The sequence below is a fragment of the Hylemonella sp. W303a genome (assembly GCF_046452315.1).
Lineage (GTDB): Bacteria > Pseudomonadota > Gammaproteobacteria > Burkholderiales > Burkholderiaceae_C > Hylemonella.
The window spans coordinates 258269-274389 of the sequence record NZ_JBKFDG010000007.1; the positions used below are offsets into that span (position 1 = coordinate 258269).

The 16121-nt window shown below is 64.8% G+C and carries 11 protein-coding genes; 6 read left to right on the forward strand and 5 right to left on the reverse strand.

The features are described from left to right. Positions 1-5: 5 nt before the first annotated feature. Both ACLBKS_RS14600 and ACLBKS_RS14605 read left to right on the forward strand, forming a co-directional pair. On the forward strand, positions 6-1412 hold the full coding sequence (locus ACLBKS_RS14600; RefSeq protein WP_410193534.1) for a sensor histidine kinase: 1407 nt from the start codon (positions 6-8) through the stop codon (positions 1410-1412). Positions 1413-1439: 27 nt separating this feature from the next. Then, a complete protein-coding gene (locus ACLBKS_RS14605; protein WP_410193535.1) occupies positions 1440-3872 on the forward strand; it encodes an EAL domain-containing protein in 2433 nt (810 codons plus the stop codon). A 26-nt stretch (positions 3873-3898) separates the two neighbouring features. On the opposite strand, the gene ACLBKS_RS14610 is transcribed toward ACLBKS_RS14605, so the two are convergent. From ACLBKS_RS14610 to ACLBKS_RS14630, 5 genes are all read right to left on the reverse strand, one after another. After that, a complete protein-coding gene (locus ACLBKS_RS14610; RefSeq protein WP_410193536.1) occupies positions 3899-5650 on the reverse strand; it encodes a methyl-accepting chemotaxis protein in 1752 nt (583 codons plus the stop codon). 302 nt (positions 5651-5952) lie between these two features. Beyond that, positions 5953-7641 carry a methyl-accepting chemotaxis protein gene (locus ACLBKS_RS14615; RefSeq protein WP_410193537.1) on the reverse strand — a complete coding sequence of 563 codons (1689 nt, stop codon included), beginning with the start codon at positions 7639-7641 and terminating at the stop codon, positions 5953-5955. Positions 7642-7657: 16 nt separating this feature from the next. Then, positions 7658-8953, reverse strand: a complete 1296-nt coding sequence (locus ACLBKS_RS14620) for a TRAP transporter large permease (protein ID WP_410193538.1) — start codon at positions 8951-8953, stop codon at positions 7658-7660. A 6-nt stretch (positions 8954-8959) separates the two neighbouring features. After that, a complete protein-coding gene (locus ACLBKS_RS14625) occupies positions 8960-9466 on the reverse strand; it encodes a TRAP transporter small permease (protein WP_410193539.1) in 507 nt (168 codons plus the stop codon). 31 nt (positions 9467-9497) lie between these two features. Further along, entirely contained in the window at positions 9498-10469 is a 972-nt protein-coding gene (locus tag ACLBKS_RS14630; protein ID WP_410193540.1) for a TRAP transporter substrate-binding protein, read from the reverse strand. Between the two features lie 164 nt (positions 10470-10633). On the opposite strand from ACLBKS_RS14630, the gene ACLBKS_RS14635 reads away from it, so the two are divergent. The 4 genes from ACLBKS_RS14635 (at position 10634) to ACLBKS_RS14650 (ending at position 16064) form a co-directional block, all read left to right on the forward strand. Next, a complete protein-coding gene (locus ACLBKS_RS14635; protein ID WP_410193541.1) occupies positions 10634-11176 on the forward strand; it encodes a winged helix DNA-binding protein in 543 nt (180 codons plus the stop codon). Between the two features lie 144 nt (positions 11177-11320). Next, positions 11321-15022, forward strand: coding sequence for a hydantoinase B/oxoprolinase family protein (locus ACLBKS_RS14640; RefSeq protein ID WP_410193542.1), 3702 nt, complete (start codon positions 11321-11323; stop codon positions 15020-15022). A gap of 52 nt (positions 15023-15074) precedes the next feature. Then, a complete protein-coding gene (locus ACLBKS_RS14645) occupies positions 15075-15689 on the forward strand; it encodes a hypothetical protein (RefSeq protein ID WP_410193543.1) in 615 nt (204 codons plus the stop codon). A gap of 12 nt (positions 15690-15701) precedes the next feature. Next, on the forward strand, positions 15702-16064 hold the full coding sequence (locus ACLBKS_RS14650; RefSeq protein WP_410193544.1) for a hypothetical protein: 363 nt from the start codon (positions 15702-15704) through the stop codon (positions 16062-16064). The last annotated feature ends 57 nt before the right edge of the window (positions 16065-16121 follow it).

The window sequence follows — 16121 nt, forward strand, 5'->3', positions numbered from 1 at the left end:
GTCGCATGCAAGCTTTTGCCATCGAAGACGCGGCAGTCCTGGACGCCTTGTTCTCCAGCGATCTCGGCTTGGGACTGGCGGTGCTGGACCGCGATTTGCGCTACCAGCGCATGAACAGTAGCTTGGCTGCATTCAATGGCGTGTCGGTCGACGCGGCGCTGGGCCGCAAGGTGTCCGAGGTGCTGCCAGCCGCCTACCCCGAGATTGCGCCCCTCCTCGACAAGGTCTTGGCGGGCGAGCCTCAGGAAGGTCTTCGGGTGATCGCCGAGGTGCCCAGCCTGCCGGGCCAGGCCTCCGAGTGGCGCGCCAGTTACCTGCCCATCCGCGCGCGCGATGGCACGGTCAACGGGGTGCTGGTCAAGGCCGTGAACATGACGCTGCAGCAGGCGCATCAGCGCGCCCTCGCCGCCAGCGAGGCGCGCCTGCGCAGCCTGTTCGAGCAGGCGCCCGAGGGCATGACCCTGGTGGACGCCGAGGGTCGCATGCTGCTGGTCAACCGCAACATGGGCGAGCTGTTCGCCTGCGAGTCCGAGCAACTGGTGGGGCAGCACGTGAACATGCTGTTGCCCGAGGCCCGGCGCGCCACGCACCGCGTGGAGATGGGCCGCTACCTTCAGGCACCGACGAAACGCGTGATGGCCGAGCGCCGCAAGCTGACGGCCCGGCGACTGGATGGCAGCGAGTTCCCCGTGGAGGTCGCGCTCAACCCAATACCCGGACGTGAGCCCGCGGAAATTCTCGCCACCGTGGTCGACATCACCGAACGTCTGGCTGACCAGGCCGCCATGGAAGCCTCGCTGCGCGAGAAGACCTTGCTGCTCAACGAGGTGCACCACCGTGTCAAGAACAATCTGCAGATCGTGGCCAGCTTGCTGGACATCCATTCGCGCAGCGCCGAGGGCGCGGCCCGCGAGGTGCTGCGCGACAGCCGCAGCCGTGTGGGCGTGATCGCCATGACCCACCAGCTGCTCTACGAGGGCAGCAATTTTTCCGGCCTGGAGTTCGGCCCCTACTTGGGCAAGCTGGTGCAGTTGCTCAAGCAGACCTATGTGCGTGAGACCACGAGTGTGGAGCTGCTACTGGACGTGCCAGCGCATGGCATGCGCATCGAGACGCACAAGACCGTGCCCAGCGGGCTCATCATCAATGAGCTGGTGGTGAATTCGTACAAGCATGCTTTTGCTGGGCGGTCTTCTGGGTGCATCCGCGTTTCCGCCCGGCGCGACGGTCCGCAGGCCGTGCTGGAGGTCGGTGACGACGGGGTCGGATTGCCGGCCGGTTTCGTGCCCATGAATTCACGGTCCATGGGGTATCAGCTGGTCTTCATGTTGGCGCAACAGATCGGCGCCGAGGTCGAAGTTTTGCCGAGCCCAGGGACCGGACTGCGTTTCACCTTTCCGATCGACGATTGAGTGAGGACCCAAGGAGGAGCATGGATGATGAACATCGAGACCCTGCAGGAAACACCGCGTCCCATACGGGTCCAAATCGTCGAGGACGAACTGATCTTTGCCTACGACTTGCGGCAGAACCTGGAAGCCTTGGGCTACAGCGTGACCGGCATCGCTTCCAGCGAGCAACAGGCGGTGGATCTGGCCGCGCGCGAGCGCCCGGACCTGGTTCTGATGGACATCAACCTGGGGCGTGGTGGCGATGGCACGCGCGCGGCCAAGGAAGTGACGCACAAGCTGCATCTGCCGGTGATCTACCTCACGGCCTACGCGGGTGACGACATCCTGCAGCGCGCGATCGAGGCCGCGCCCTATGGCTACGTGCTCAAGCCCATCCAGATCGTGGAGCTCAACGCCACCATCCGCGCAGCCCTGGCCCGTGTGGACGAGGAACGCAAGACCCGCCGGGCTGAGCGGCGCTTTCGGCTGGCCATGGAGGCCGGGCGCTTCGGCGTGATGGAGTTCGACGCGACGCGCCAGCAGATCGAACTGGAGGGCTTTCTGGGCTCCATCCTCGCCCAAAGCTCACAAAGCTTCACGGTCAGCCGAGACGCCTTCTTGAGGCACATCGAAGACCCGGATATGCGCCAGAGCCTCGATGCCATGCTGCTCGCTGGGCGCATGGTGCAGGTCTGCGCGGCCTGGCGGCGTGACGACGGCGAGCGCATTTGGCTGGAGATCCATGCCAGCTACTTTCCGGAGGAAGACCGCGTGGTGGGCATCCTGCGCGATGTCAGCGAGCGTGTCGAGGCCGAGGAACACCTGCGCCAGGCCGCGGTGGTGTTTGAAACCACCGGCGATGGCATCCTGATCCTGGACCGCGAGCAGCGCGTGTGCATGGGCAACAAGTCCTTCGAGCGCATCACCGGCTGGCGTGTCCAGGAGGTGCTGGGTCAGCGGCCCGATGATTTTCTGCATGCGTCGCGCAGCGGCGATCGGCGCCGCGTCGCGGCCACGGACGACCAGGATTCGATCCAGGTCGAGATCACCTGCCGTCGGCGCGACCACACCCTCTTTCCAGCCTGGGAGGGACTGTCGCCCGTGATCGACCGCGTAGGCAAGCTCACACATTACGTGCTGACCTTCTGTGACATTTCGGCGCTGCGCAGCGTGGAGAGTCGCCTCACCCATGTCGCGCTGCACGATGCCTTGACGGGCTTGGGCAACCGCCATCAACTCGATATCTGCTTGCGACATAACATCGCCCGCACTGCCAGCCGCGCGGATGGCGGCTTTGGCCTGCTCTTCATCGACCTCGATGGCTTCAAGAACATCAACGATTCCCTGGGCCACTCGGTGGGTGATGAGATGCTGGTGGAAATCGCGCGGCGCTTTCGCACGACCCTGCGCCAGAACGATGTCGCGATCCGCATGGGCGGGGACGAGTTCCTGATCCTGCTGGACCTGCTGCGCAGATCCGAGGACGCGATGGCGCTGTGCCGCAAGCTCTTGGCGCTGATCTGCGAACCCATACGCACCAGCGTCGGTCAGACCGTCAGCACCACGGCCAGCATCGGCATCGCGCTGTTTCCCGAGCACGCCGACAGCGCGGACGAACTGATCAAGGCCGCCGACACCGCCCTGTACGCGGCCAAGGCCGCGGGTCGCAATCGCGGCGCAGTCTTCTCGCAAGGCCTGGCCCGGCGTGCCGTGGAGCGCCTGCAGTTGGAGCAGGGGCTGCGCCAGGCCATCGTTCGTGGCGAGCTGGAGCTGCAGTGGCAGCCCGTGATCGACATGCGCGACGGTCGCATCACTGGCGCCGAGGCCTTGCTGCGTTGGAACCATGGTGCCTCGGGGCGTGTCAGCCCCGAGCGCTTCATCCCCTTGGCTGAGGAAACCGGGCTCATCCTGCCGATAGGCGACTGGGTGCTCGAACAGGCCTGCCGCAACGCGGCGGACTGGAAGGCGCAAGGTTTGGAGCCCGGCCGCTTGGCGATCAATGTCTCGGCCGTGCAACTGCAGCAGGAGGGCTACGCCGAGCGCGTGGGCGAGGCCTTGTCGCGCCATGGCCTGTCGCCTTCGATGTTGGAGGTTGAACTCACCGAATCCTCGCTCCAGCATGGGGAAGCTGTACAGCGGGCCTTGCACAAGCTGCGGGGGCTGGGTGTGCACTTGGCGCTGGACGACTTTGGCACGGGGTTCTCGTCCCTGTCCATGCTGAAGTTCCTGCCGCTAACGCGGCTCAAGATCGACCGCAGCTTCATCCGCGACCTTGCCACCGACCCCAATGACATGGCCATCGCGCGCACCATCGCGGTGATGGCGATGACCTTGGGGCTGGAAGTCACGGCCGAGGGCGTCGAGACCGAGATCCAGCGCACCATCCTCCTGGGCCTGAACGTGCGCGAGGTGCAGGGCTGGCTCTACCACCCGGCGCTGCCGGTGGGGCAGTTCACGGAGTTGTTGTCGGCGCGCCGATGACCGGTGGCATGGGCTGACTCAGCCCTTCAGAATTGCTCCCAAGACTGCTCTTCATCGCGCCGGCTCGTCGTGGCCACGGCCGTGCTGGCGCGCTGGCTGTTGCCCAAGACCTTGTTCGGCGGGGCCTTGATGCTGGGCTTGGCGGCGCCGGGGCGGGCCGATACCTGTGCCGGGGCTGGTTGAGGGCGGGAGGCCATCGGCGCGGCGGGTGAGGCCACGACGGAAGCCACGACGCTGTTGCTACCCACGTTGAAGACCGACACCACTTCCGACAGACGGCGCGCCTGGTCGCTCAGGGAGGTCGCCGCGGCGGAGGCCTCTTCCACCAGCGCGGCGTTCTGCTGCGTCATTTGGTCGAGGTTGGTCACGGCCAGGTTGACCTGACCGATGCCATCGCGCTGTTCGGCCGAAGCCGCCGTGATTTCACCGATCAGGTCGGACACGCGGCGCACGCTGGAAACGATCTCTTCCATGCTGTGGCCTGCCTGCGTCACTTGGTTGGAGCCAGCGTCCACGTTCCGCACGCTGGTTGTGATCAGCGCCTTGATTTCCTTGGCAGCCTCCGCGCTGCGCTGCGCGAGGTTGCGCACCTCGCCCGCGACCACCGCGAAGCCCCGGCCCTGTTCGCCCGCGCGCGCGGCTTCGACGGCGGCGTTCAGCGCCAGGATGTTGGTCTGGAAGGCGATGCCGTCGATCACGCCAATGATGTCGTTGATGCGCTTGGATGAGTCGGTGATTTCCTTCATGCTGAGCACGACCTGATTCACCACGTCACCGCCGGCGCGGGCGGCTTGGGCCGCGCTGGCCGCCAGCTGCTTGGCTTGGTTGGCGGTTTCCGCCGATTGCGAGACCGTGGCGGTCAGCTCTTCCATGCTGGCAGCCGTCTCTTGCAAATTGGCCGCGGTCTGTTCGGTCCGCGCCGACAGGTCGGCATTGCCCGTCGCGATTTCCTGCGAGGCCGTCGATACGGCCTCCACGCCGGTGCGCACTTCGGCCACCACCGAGCGCAAGCGGTCGGACATGGCGCCCAGGGCACGCAGCAGTTCACCGGTTTCATCCCGTGCTTGTGATTCGATGCGGACGGTCAGGTCACCGTCCGCGATGCGTTGTGTCACGTCGACGGCGTCCCGCATGGGGCGCACGATGGACCGTGCGACGGCCATGGCCAGCACCATGCCCAGCAACACCGCGAGGGTGGCGCCGCCGCTCAAGGCCCACTGGCTTTGTTCGGCGGTGGCGTGCGCGCGCGCCTGCGTCTGGGCCAGCAGATCACGTGCATGGTCCGCGATGTCTTCCAGCGAGCGCAGGTAGGTCTGGGCCAGGGGCAGCAGTTCGACGTCCACCCGCGCCATGATGTCTTCGCCCGCCTGCTGGCGCTTGATGAGTGCGGTGCGGGCGTCCACGTAGACCTTGCGATTGCGCGCGATGGTCTCCATCAGCTCCTTGCCCTTGGCGTCGGTGATCAGTTCGACCAGCTGTTTCTGGTCTTCGCCGATGAGCTTGGACGTGGCGGCCATGTCGCGGTCCAGTTCGGCCTGGTAGTTGGTGTCGCGCGTCTTCAGTGCCGAGGACGCGCGCACCCAGTTCATGGAAGTCCGCATCCACCAGCTTTGGGCCAGCAAGGCACGCTGCATTTCCACCGAAGCGATCTGGTCGCTGGTCCTGCTCAAGGCACCGAGTCGCGAGGTGCCGACGAGGGTGATGGCGGCCGTGATGAACAGCAGCGCGGAAAAAGCCAATGTCAGGCGAGCGCTGATTTTGAGATTGGACAACTTCATGGTGATCCTCCTTGGATCGGGTTCGGATGGCCTGGCGTTTTCCGCTGCGCGTCCGTGAACTGAAGTCTCCGTTACAAATGTAAAAAACGCGAACGACAAAAGTTGGGTGTTGTCCCCCCAGTTCTGACTTTGAAAAGGCAAATTTCCAGTGCGGTCGGAACCCACCGCGACAGCAGTTTTTGGGGCAACGGCTATTTGCTCGCTTTGCTGCTTAGCTTGCCGCTATGGGTGACCTGCCAGGTGCGTAGCGCTGCTAGCAAGGTGTGAGACAGCCCAAGCCACCTCGGCCCGGGTCAGCTCCGTCAGGTCAGGGCGCGGGGCCGTGTGAATCGTGGGCTGTTGAATGTCGAGGCCGAGGCCAAGGCTTGGACGCGAGGGCCGCCGTCCCCGTACGTCTGAGCCAGGGGCCGCGCGCCGATGGCTGCGTCGTGCGGCGTGAGCTTGAAGCGTTGCACCACCTGGGCCAGGGTGCTGGCCTGATCGGCCAGCAGGGCGGCAGTCGCGGTGCATTGCTCGACCAGGGCCGCGTTTTGCTGTGACATGCCGTCGAGCTGTGCCACGGCGTTGTTGACTTGCGTGATGCGCTCGTTTTGCGCGGTGGTCGAGGCGCTGATTTCCCCGATCATCTTCGAGACCCGATGCACCGACGCCACGATGTCGCCCATGGTGGAGCCCGCCTCGCGCACCAGACGCGTGCCGGCCGTGACCTTGCTGGTGGACATGCCAATGAGGCCCTTGATTTCCTTGGCGGCTTCGGCGGAGCGTTGCGCCAGGTTGCGTACCTCGCCCGCCACCACGGCGAAGCCGCGGCCCTGCTCCCCCGCGCGGGCCGCTTCCACGGCGGCGTTCAAGGCCAGGATGTTGGTCTGGAAGGCGATGGCATCGATCATGCCCACGATGTCGGCGATGCGCTCCGAGTCGGCGGCAATGTCTTCCATGGTCGTCACGACCTCGGTCACGACGTGGCCTCCGCGACCCGCGACGTCGGACGCCGAGACCGCGACTTGGCTGGCTTGCCGGGCCACTTCCGCGGCCTCGCTCACCTGGCCCGTCAACTCCGTCATGAAGTGCGCGGTCTGCGCCAGGCTGCTGGCGGCTTCTTCCGTGCGTTGCGACAAGTCCATGCTGCCACGCGCGATTTCGGAGGAGGCGCTGCCGATGCCGTCCGTCGTGGCTTTCACTTCCGAGACCAACTCATGCAGCTGCCCGCGCATCGATTCCAAAGCCATCAGCAACTGGCCGATCTCATCGCGGCGGCTGGTGTGCTGCGACAGCGACAAATCACCCTGCGCGATGCGGTCCGCCAAGGTCACCGACGAGGCCAAGGGGCGCGTGATGGAACGGGCGATGAGCAGCGAGGCGCCGATGCCCGCCAACAGGGCGGCCCCTGCCACGGTCAGCAAGATCGCCCGAATGCGGGTCGAGGTCGCCTGCAGTTCCGCGGAGTACTGCTGACCCAGATCAGCCTCCAACCGGGCGAGGTTTTCAATGTCCTGGCTCCACGCGCGCTGCAGTCCGTCCCATTTCTCCATGTTGCGACGCAGATCAAAGCGCAAGAGGAAGGCGTTCTTCTCCGGGTCGTCGCCACCGGCTTGTTGGCGCGCATCGAGGAAGATTTGCCGCGCTGCTTTCTCGGAGACCTCGAGCTTCCCAAGCAGTGCTTTTTCCTCCGCGATCGTGAGCGTGGGGGCGAGTTGCGCTTTCACTTCGTCGTAGCGTTGGAGCGCCTGGCGCAGCTGCTCCATCTGGTTGCGTTCGTTCTCCGGTGTCTCCCCCAACGCCAGATTGCGCATGGCCAACAAGGCGTGGTTGACGGCTCGCTCCATCTGTTGGGACTGATTGGCCTTGCGCGTGTAGACCTCAGCGATGTAACCCAGGCCGCCGTTGATGCGCATCAAGCCCCAGTAGGACGTCGCCGTGATGACGGTCAGCAGCGTCAGGACGACGCCGAAGCCGAGTGCGAGGCGGTGGGAGAGAAGCAGCCTGTTCATCGAGTTACTTCACGCCTCACATGTGACCCGGCAGCCACGTCACGATGGCCGGGAAGATCCACAGCAGCAGCACCGCGGCCACCATCAGAAAGAACATGGGCAGGGTCACCCGGGCGATCCATCCGAGGGATTTACCCGTCATGCCTTGCAGCACAAACAGGTTGAAGCCGACCGGCGGCGTGATCTGCGCCATCTCCACCACCAACACCACGAAGATGCCAAACCAGATCGGGTCAATGCCAGCCTTCTGCACCGTGGGCATGAGCACGCCCATGGTCAGCACCACCATGGAGATGCCGTCCAGGAAGCAGCCCAGCAAGATGAAGAAGAGGGTAAGAACGGCCAGCAGTTGGAACTGGCTCAGGCCCAGTGTGCCGATCCACTCCGCCAGATGACGCGGCAGACCGATGTAGCCCATGGACAAAGTCAGGAAGGCCGCTCCCGCGAGGATGAGCGCGATCATGCAGTACAGCCGGGTCGCGCCCATGAGTGAGTCACGGAAGGTGGCCCAGTTCAGGGAGCCTTGTGCGGCGGACAGCAGCAAGGCCCCCACCACGCCCACGGCGGCGGCTTCGGTCGCGGTGGCCAGACCGGTGTAGATGGAGCCGAGCACGGCCGCGATCAGCAAGGCCACGGGAATCAGGCTGCGTGAGGCCGACAGCTTCTGCACGAAGCTCAGGCGGGTGTCCATGGGGGGTACCCGTTGCGGGTTGCGCCAGGCCCAGACGGCGATGTAGCCGGAAAACAGCAGGGCCAGCAACATGCCCGGCAGGATCCCTCCGACGAAGAGCTTGGCGATCGAGACCTCGGCCATCACGCCGTAGACGATCATGATGATGGAGGGGGGGATCAACAAGCCCAGCGTGCCCGCGCCCGCCAGGGTGCCGATCACGATGTCGTCGGGGTAGCCCCGCTGCTTCAGCTCGGGCAGCGTCATCTTGCCCACGGTGGCGCAGGTGGCCGCGCTGGAGCCCGAAACGGCGGCGAACAAGGTGCAGCCCGCCACGTTGGTGTGCAGCAGGCGACCAGGCAGGGATTGCATCCAGGGGGCCAGCCCTTTGAACATGTCTTGCGATAGCCGCGTGCGGAACAGGATTTCACCCATCCAAACGAACAGGGGCAAGGCGGTCAAAGTCCAGCTGGTCGCCGAGCCCCAGATGGTCACGGCCATGGCGTCGCCGGCCGGCCGTGAGGAGAAGAGTTGCATGCCGATCCAAGCGACGCCCGAGAGCGTGAGCCCGACCCAGACGCCGCTGCCCAGGATCAGGAACAGCGAAAGCACCAGCAAGGCGGTGATGGCGAAGTCGTTCATGGGGTTTCATTCATTGTGGAGGGCTTCACCGTCGACGACGGCGCGGCGGCCCAGGAGTTCGAGAACCAGCTCGTCGAGCATGGCGATCACCAGAACGACCGCGCCTGCGGCCATGCCGATTTGGGGAATCCATAAAGGTGTGGCGTCGTTGGAGGTCGATACGTCATGGAAGACATGCGAAAGCCAGGCCAGACGCACGCTGTACAAGGCGTAAAGACCGGCGAGCAAGGTGCCGATGCCCAGTGCCCAGAGTTCAAGCAGGTGCTTCCAACGGCCCTTGAGCGCGGTCAGCAGCAGCGTGACGCGGATGTGTTCGCCGCGCTTGAGCGTGTGGGCCAGCGCGAGCGAGGCGGTTCCCGCCATCAGATAGCCTGCATAGGCATCGATGCCGGAAATGTGGAAATGGAACTGCCGCCCAAGAATGGACAGCAGCACCGCGATCAACAGGCCGACCATGCACAGCGCCGCCACGGCGGCGGCGCTGTCATAGAGGGCATCGAGAGTACGGCGCATGATGGATGGCCCTCTGTTGAGCAAACGCTGCTTACTTCTTGTAGGTCGTCACCAAGGCCTGGCCGTCGGCGCCGGATTTCTCCAGCCACTCCTTCAGCATGGTCTCGCCGATCTTCTGCAGGTCGGCCTTGAGCGCGGGCGAGGGCGGCAACACTTGCATGCCCTCTGCCTTCAGCTTGGCCAGGGTGTCGCTGTTGACCTTGCGGCTCGCGTCCCAGCCGCGCTTCTCCGCCGCCGCGGCAGCCTTCAGCAGCGCGTCTTGCGTGGGCTTGTCCAAGGCGTTGAAAGCGGCCTTGTTGACGATGATCGCGTTCTTGGGCAACCAAGCCTGGGTGTCGTAGTAGTACTTCAGGTGCTCATACAGCTTGCTGTCCACACCGGTGGCGCCCGAGGTCATGGTGCTTTCCACCACGCCGGTGGCCAAGGCTTGGGCGAATTCAGCGGCCTGCACCGTCACGGGTTGAGCGCCCACCAGTTCGGCAATGCGGGCGGTGGCAGGGCTGTAGGCGCGCCACTTCACGCCTTTGAGGTCCGCGGCGCTGTTGATGGGCTTCTTGGCGTAGATGCCTTGCGGCGGCCAGGCCACGGTGTAGAGCAGCGCCATGCCTTGCTCATCCAGCTTCTTTTGCAGCAGCGGCTTCTGCGCTTGGTACAGCTTGAAGGCGCTGTCATAGCCGTCCGCCAGGAAGGGCAGACCATCCGCGCCGAAGAGGGCCCATTCATTGGTGAAGTTCACCAGCAGGATCTCGCCGACCTGCGCCTGACCTCCCTGCACCGCGCGCTTGATCTCCGGCGCCTTGAACAGCGAGGCGTTGGCGTGCACCGTGATCTTCAGCTTGCCCCCAGTGGCTTTGTCCACGTCGGCAGCGAACTGGTTGAGATTCTCGGTGTGGAAGTTGGTGGCCGGGTAGGCCGCGGGCAGGTCCCACTTGGTCTGGGCCAGGGCGCTGCCGCCGATCAAGGTCAGGGCGGCAGTGGCTAGGGTGAACAGGCGACGTTTCATGTGATCTCCAGTGAAATGGGTTGAAAACGGATTGCAAACTGTAGTGAAAGCGGCACGGATACTGCTTGGTGTTTTCCCGTGATGTCGACATTTTGTTGGTAAATTGTTTTTTATCTCCCTACAATTCGTCGCATGCAATATCGATGCCAGTCAGGAGTCACTTGATGCCGCGCAAAGCTGCCGTTTCATCCGCTAAGAAGTCCGCCAACTCTCCCATCGTGTCGTCGGCCCACCTGGTTTCGCCGCGCAGCGCAGAGATGAGCGAGTTCGAGTTCGGCCTCATCGTCGCGGGCAATGCCTTCCACCGCTGGATCGCGCACTGCATGAGTGCGGCGGGCCTGAAGGACCTGACGCCGCTTGACGTCCTGGTGCTGCACCACGTGACGCACCGCGCCCGTGACAAGCGCCTCGCGGACATCTGCTTCATCATGAACGTGGAAGACACCCACCTCATCAATTACTCGCTCAAGAAGCTGCAAGGCCTGGGCGTGGTGGCCTCCAGCAAGAACGGCAAGGAGGTGACCTATGCATCCACCGAAGAGGGGCAGCAGTATGTGCAGCGTTACCGCGAGATCCGCGAAACCTGCCTGATCGATGCGCTCAAGGCCGATGACGCCTTGAATCGTGACATCGGTGAACTGGCGCGGCTGCTGCGTGTTCTCTCGGGCGTTTATGACCAGGCAGCGCGCGCTGCCGCGTCCCTGTGAGACATGCCGTGGAGCGAGCGGTGCGCACCGTTCGAGCGCGTCATGGTGACTGAATGCACCAATCTGAATTTCTTCCGCGTCCCGCAGTCTTCGTGACCACGGACCGCTTTTTTTGACTTTTTCTCAAGCCCGAGCCACTTGATCATGTTGAATAACGCACTTCCCTCCCGCTGGCAATTCTGGATCGACCGCGGCGGCACCTTCACCGACATCGTGGCCAAGCGGCCCGACGGATCGCTCACCACGCACAAGCTGCTGTCCGAGAACCCGGAGCAGTACAAAGACGCAGCGGTCGCAGGCATTCGCCACTTGCTGGGCCTCAAGCCGGGCGAAGCCGTCACGCCCGCGCAGGTGGAATGCGTGAAGATGGGCACCACGGTGGCGACCAACGCCCTGCTGGAGCGCAAGGGTGAGCCGACGTTGCTCGTCACGACGCGCGGTTTCCGCGACGCGCTGCGCATCGCGTATCAGAATCGGCCTCGCCTGTTTGATCGCCGCATCCTGCTACCGGAATTGCTCTACGCCGCCGTCGTCGAAGCCGATGAGCGCATGGGGGCACATGGCGAAGTGGTGGCGCCTCTGGGCGATGTCTCAGCCTCGACCTTGCGGCGTGATCTGCAGGCGCAGTTCGACGCAGGCCTGCGCAGCGTGGCCATCGTGTTCATGCACGGCTACCGCTACAGCGAGCACGAAGCGCGGGCCGCTGCCATCGCGCGCGAGGTCGGCTTCACCCAAATCAGCACCTCGCATGGCACCAGCCCGCTGATGAAGTTCGTGAGTCGGGGCGACACCACGGTGGTGGATGCCTACCTTTCGCCCATCCTGCGTCGCTATGTCGAGCAAGTGGCCGGCGAGATGCCGGGCGTGCCGCTGTATTTCATGCAGTCCTCGGGTGGCTTGACGGACGCACGCGCCTTCCAGGGCAAGGACGCCATCTTGTCGGGTCCCGCCGGGGGCATCGTGGGCATGGCGCGCACGGCGGAGCTGGCCTTCACCGACGCGGCTTCCGCCCCAGCCGAGGGCGGCGTGAAGGTCATCGGCTTCGACATGGGCGGCACCAGCACCGACGTCAGCCACTACGCGGGCGCCTTCGAGCGCGAGTTCGAGACCCAGGTGGCCGGCGTGCGCATGCGCGCGCCCATGATGAGCATCCACACGGTGGCGGCGGGCGGGGGCTCCATCTTGAGTTTTGATGGCGCGCGCTTCCGCGTTGGCCCGGAGAGCGCAGGCGCCAACCCGGGGCCGGCCAGCTACCGGCGCGGCGGCCCCTTGGCCGTGACCGATGCCAACGTGCTGCTCGGCAAGATCCAGCCGGCGTGGTTTCCCAAGGTGTTCGGACCCAAGGCCAACGAAACGCTGGATGCCGAGGCCGTGCGCCTGAAGTTTGGCGAACTCGCGACCCGCACTGGGCGCAGCGCCGAGGAAGTGGCCGAGGGCTTCATCAACATCGCGGTGCAGCAGATGGCCAACGCCATCAAGAAGATTTCGGTCGCGCGCGGCTACGACGTGACGCGCTACACCTTGCAATGCTTTGGCGGCGCGGGTGGTCAGCATGCCTGCCTGGTCGCTGATGCGCTGGGCATGACGCGCGTGCTGGTGCACCCACTCGCGGGCGTGCTTTCCGCCTACGGTATGGGCCTGGCTGACCAAAGCCTGATCCGTGAGCAGGCCGTGGAAATCGCCCTGAGTGAGGCCGCGCTGCCTGATCTGAAGACACGGCTCGACGCGCTGGCGGACAGCGCGACCGATGCGCTGGCGGTGCAACAGGTCAGCCAGGGCGCGATCACCGTGCAGCGGCGCGTGCACGTGCGCTACGAGGGCAGTGACGCAGCCCTGGTCGTGTCCTACCCCGAGGCGGCGGATGCCGCGGCCATCCACGCGGGCATCGTTGCGGGCTTCGAGTCCGCTTACCGCCAGCGTTACGCCTTCCTGATGCCGGGCAAGGGCTTGATTGTTGAAGCGGTGTCGGTCGAAGCCGTGATCGCTGGCGATGCGCCCGCTGAGCGCCGGCATGCCTTGAGCGTGCCGCGCGAAACGCCACGCCGTGACACCGTGCGGCTTTACTCCGGCGGCGCCTGGCACGAGGCTGCCCTGGTCGTGCGCGAGGACCTGCGTCCTGGCGACGTCATCACCGGACCGGCCATCATCGCCGAGAAGAACGCGACCACCGTGGTCGAGCCTGGCTGGGAAGCGAAACTGACTGCCCTGGACCATCTGGTGCTGGAGCGCCGCCTCGCGCGCGAACAGCGCTACGCGGCGGGAACGCAGGCCGATCCCGTGTTGCTGGAGGTGTTCAACAACCTGTTCATGAACATCGCCGAGCAGATGGGCCTGCAACTGCAGAACACCGCGCACTCGGTCAACATCAAGGAACGGCTGGATTTTTCCTGCGCGCTGTTCGATGCCCAGGGCAATCTGATCGCCAACGCGCCGCACATGCCGGTGCACCTGGGCTCCATGGGTGAGAGCATCAAGACGGTGATCCGCGAGAACACGGGTCGCATGCAACCGGGCGATGTCTACATGCTCAACGACCCCTACCACGGTGGCACGCACCTGCCGGATGTGACGGTGATCACGCCGGTCTACATCGCAGGCAGTGCCGAGCCGACTTTCTACGTCGGCTCGCGCGGACACCACGCGGACATCGGTGGCACGACGCCGGGCTCCATGCCGCCGTTCTCGACGCGCATCGAGGAAGAGGGTGTGCAGATCAACAACGTGAAGCTGGTGGACCGGGGCGCCTTGCGCGAGGCCGAGGTGCTGGCCTTGCTGGCCAGCGGCGAGTACCCGTCGCGCAACCCGCAGCAGAACCTGGCCGACCTCAAGGCACAGATCGCCGCCAATGAAAAAGGCGTGCAGGAACTGCGCAAGATGGTCGCGCAGTTCGGCCTTGACGTGGTGCAGGCCTACATGCGCCACGTGCAGGACAACGCGGAGGAATCCGTGCGCCGGGTCATCACCCGGCTCAAGGACGGCAGCTACACCCTGCCGCTGGACAATGGCGCGCAAATCAGCGTCGCCGTGCGCGTTGATGCAGCCAACCGTGGCGCCGAGATTGACTTCACCGGGACCAGCCCGCAGCAGATCAACAACTTCAACGCGCCCACGGCGGTCTGCATGGCGGCGGTGCTCTATGTGTTCCGCACCCTGGTCGACGACGACATTCCCTTGAACGCAGGCTGTCTGAAACCACTGAAGGTGATCATCCCGCAAGGTTCGATGTTGAACCCCAACCCACCGGCTTCGGTGGTCGCGGGCAATGTGGAAACCTCGTCCTGCATCACCAACGCGCTTTATGGTGCCTTGGGCATGATGGCGGCCAGCCAGTGCACCATGAACAACTTCACCTTCGGGAACGCTCAGTACCAGTACTATGAAACCATTTCCGGGGGCTCCGGCGCAGGTGCGCTCGTTGACGACACCGGTCGGTTGGTGGGTGGCTTCGATGGCACGAGCGTGGTGCAGACCCACATGACCAACTCACGTCTCACCGATCCCGAGGTGCTGGAGTTCCGCTTCCCGGTGCGTTTGCTCGCCTACGAGATCCGCCGCGGTTCGGGCGGTGTTGGCCGTTGGCGTGGCGGCGATGGCGGTGTGCGGCGCGTCCAGTTCCTGGAACCCATGACCGCGGGCATCTTGTCCAACGGTCGCGTCCACGGCGCTTTTGGCATGGCGGGTGGGGCGCCGGGACAAGCGGGCGTCAACCGGGTTGTGCGCGCGGCGGGGGATGGCGCAGCCGGTGCGGTCGAGGTGCTCGGGCACATCGGCACCGCGGAGATGCGGCCGGGCGATGTCTTTGAAATCCACACGCCGGGCGGTGGGGGCTATGGCGTGCCAGCCTGAGCCTTGGCTACACTGATGGGCTGTTCATCCGCAACGCCCATCAGAAGAACGCATGGAGATCTTTCTCGCCCTCGTGCTCGCGCCCTTTTTGGGCTTCCAATTCCTCAAAATTCAAGACCAGCGCCGGCGCATCCTGCTGCTGGCGCGGTTTCTGAACCAGCACCAGATCGAAAAGCTGATGCAGACCGTGACGGAAGGTTATCTCCGTGCGCTGGAGGCCAACGAGCCCGTGCGCCGCGAGCAAATCTGGACCAGTTTGCAAGGCTCCGAGCAGGAACTGAGTCGGCAGTTCAATCGATTCGCCGAGGATTTTTCCAAAGTCTGGAACGACCAGACCTTGGTCAGCACCTTGGACTGGGCTTTTCCCTACGCGGACAAGCTCTTGCCCCGGCGCACCTTCGACATGCGAGCCTTGCTCACCGTCCATGCCGAGGGCATCAGCGCGGTGGCGGACAACCGAGAGCAGCGTTCGCTCCGTGACAAGGCTTACACGCTGATGGCGGAATTGCTGTTGATGCAGCACAGCTGCCACTGGTTTTGCCGCTCGCGTGGCGTGGCCGACGCCCGCATGGTCACGCGCCATCAAACCCGGCATGCTCAGTTGCTTGACGCGGTGTCGCCCGCGACCCGAGCGGGCTATTTGCAGGTCACCGGCGTCCGCGCCTGAAAGGGACAGGGCATGAAACAGTTCAATCTGAACCGACCCTCCGCGCCTTCCAAGGCTTGGCGTGGCCGCTGGCCCGGTGCATGGGCCTTGGTGGTGGTCTGCGGCTTGTCAGCCTGCAGTGCACTGAACCCGCGCCAGCACGACGACATCCGGCTGGTCACGGAAGTCGAGGCGTTTCCCTGCCAGCGTTTGGGCACCACGTCGGTGACCGTGTGGGCCGGCGTGGGGCCTGTCGCCCGTGTTTCCGAAGCCGTGGAAGAAAACCTGTTGATCGAGGCCCGCCGCCAAGCATTCCGCCTGGGCGGCAACGCGCTGGTGAGCGGCGCATCGCCACAGTTGGGGCAACGAAGTTTCGAGGTCTACCGCTGCCCCTGACGTGGAACCCGAGGCTTGCGCATAGACTGCGCAGTCGTGCGCGAGGGGGCTCTGCGC

What these genes read in the sequence shown, in the direction of transcription:
- ACLBKS_RS14600 (WP_410193534.1), top strand. Translation starts at nt 6, where the DNA reads ATGCAAGCTTTTGCCATCGAAGACGCGGCAGTCCTGGACGCCTTGTTC.
- ACLBKS_RS14605 (WP_410193535.1), top strand. Translation starts at nt 1,440, where the DNA reads ATGAACATCGAGACCCTGCAGGAAACACCGCGTCCCATACGGGTCCAA.
- ACLBKS_RS14610 (WP_410193536.1), bottom strand. Translation starts at nt 5,650, where the DNA reads ATGAAGTTGTCCAATCTCAAAATCAGCGCTCGCCTGACATTGGCTTTT.
- ACLBKS_RS14615 (WP_410193537.1), bottom strand. Translation starts at nt 7,641, where the DNA reads ATGAACAGGCTGCTTCTCTCCCACCGCCTCGCACTCGGCTTCGGCGTC.
- ACLBKS_RS14620 (WP_410193538.1), bottom strand. Translation starts at nt 8,953, where the DNA reads ATGAACGACTTCGCCATCACCGCCTTGCTGGTGCTTTCGCTGTTCCTG.
- ACLBKS_RS14625 (WP_410193539.1), bottom strand. Translation starts at nt 9,466, where the DNA reads ATGCGCCGTACTCTCGATGCCCTCTATGACAGCGCCGCCGCCGTGGCG.
- ACLBKS_RS14630 (WP_410193540.1), bottom strand. Translation starts at nt 10,469, where the DNA reads ATGAAACGTCGCCTGTTCACCCTAGCCACTGCCGCCCTGACCTTGATC.
- ACLBKS_RS14635 (WP_410193541.1), top strand. Translation starts at nt 10,634, where the DNA reads ATGCCGCGCAAAGCTGCCGTTTCATCCGCTAAGAAGTCCGCCAACTCT.
- ACLBKS_RS14640 (WP_410193542.1), top strand. Translation starts at nt 11,321, where the DNA reads ATGTTGAATAACGCACTTCCCTCCCGCTGGCAATTCTGGATCGACCGC.
- ACLBKS_RS14645 (WP_410193543.1), top strand. Translation starts at nt 15,075, where the DNA reads ATGGAGATCTTTCTCGCCCTCGTGCTCGCGCCCTTTTTGGGCTTCCAA.
- ACLBKS_RS14650 (WP_410193544.1), top strand. Translation starts at nt 15,702, where the DNA reads ATGAAACAGTTCAATCTGAACCGACCCTCCGCGCCTTCCAAGGCTTGG.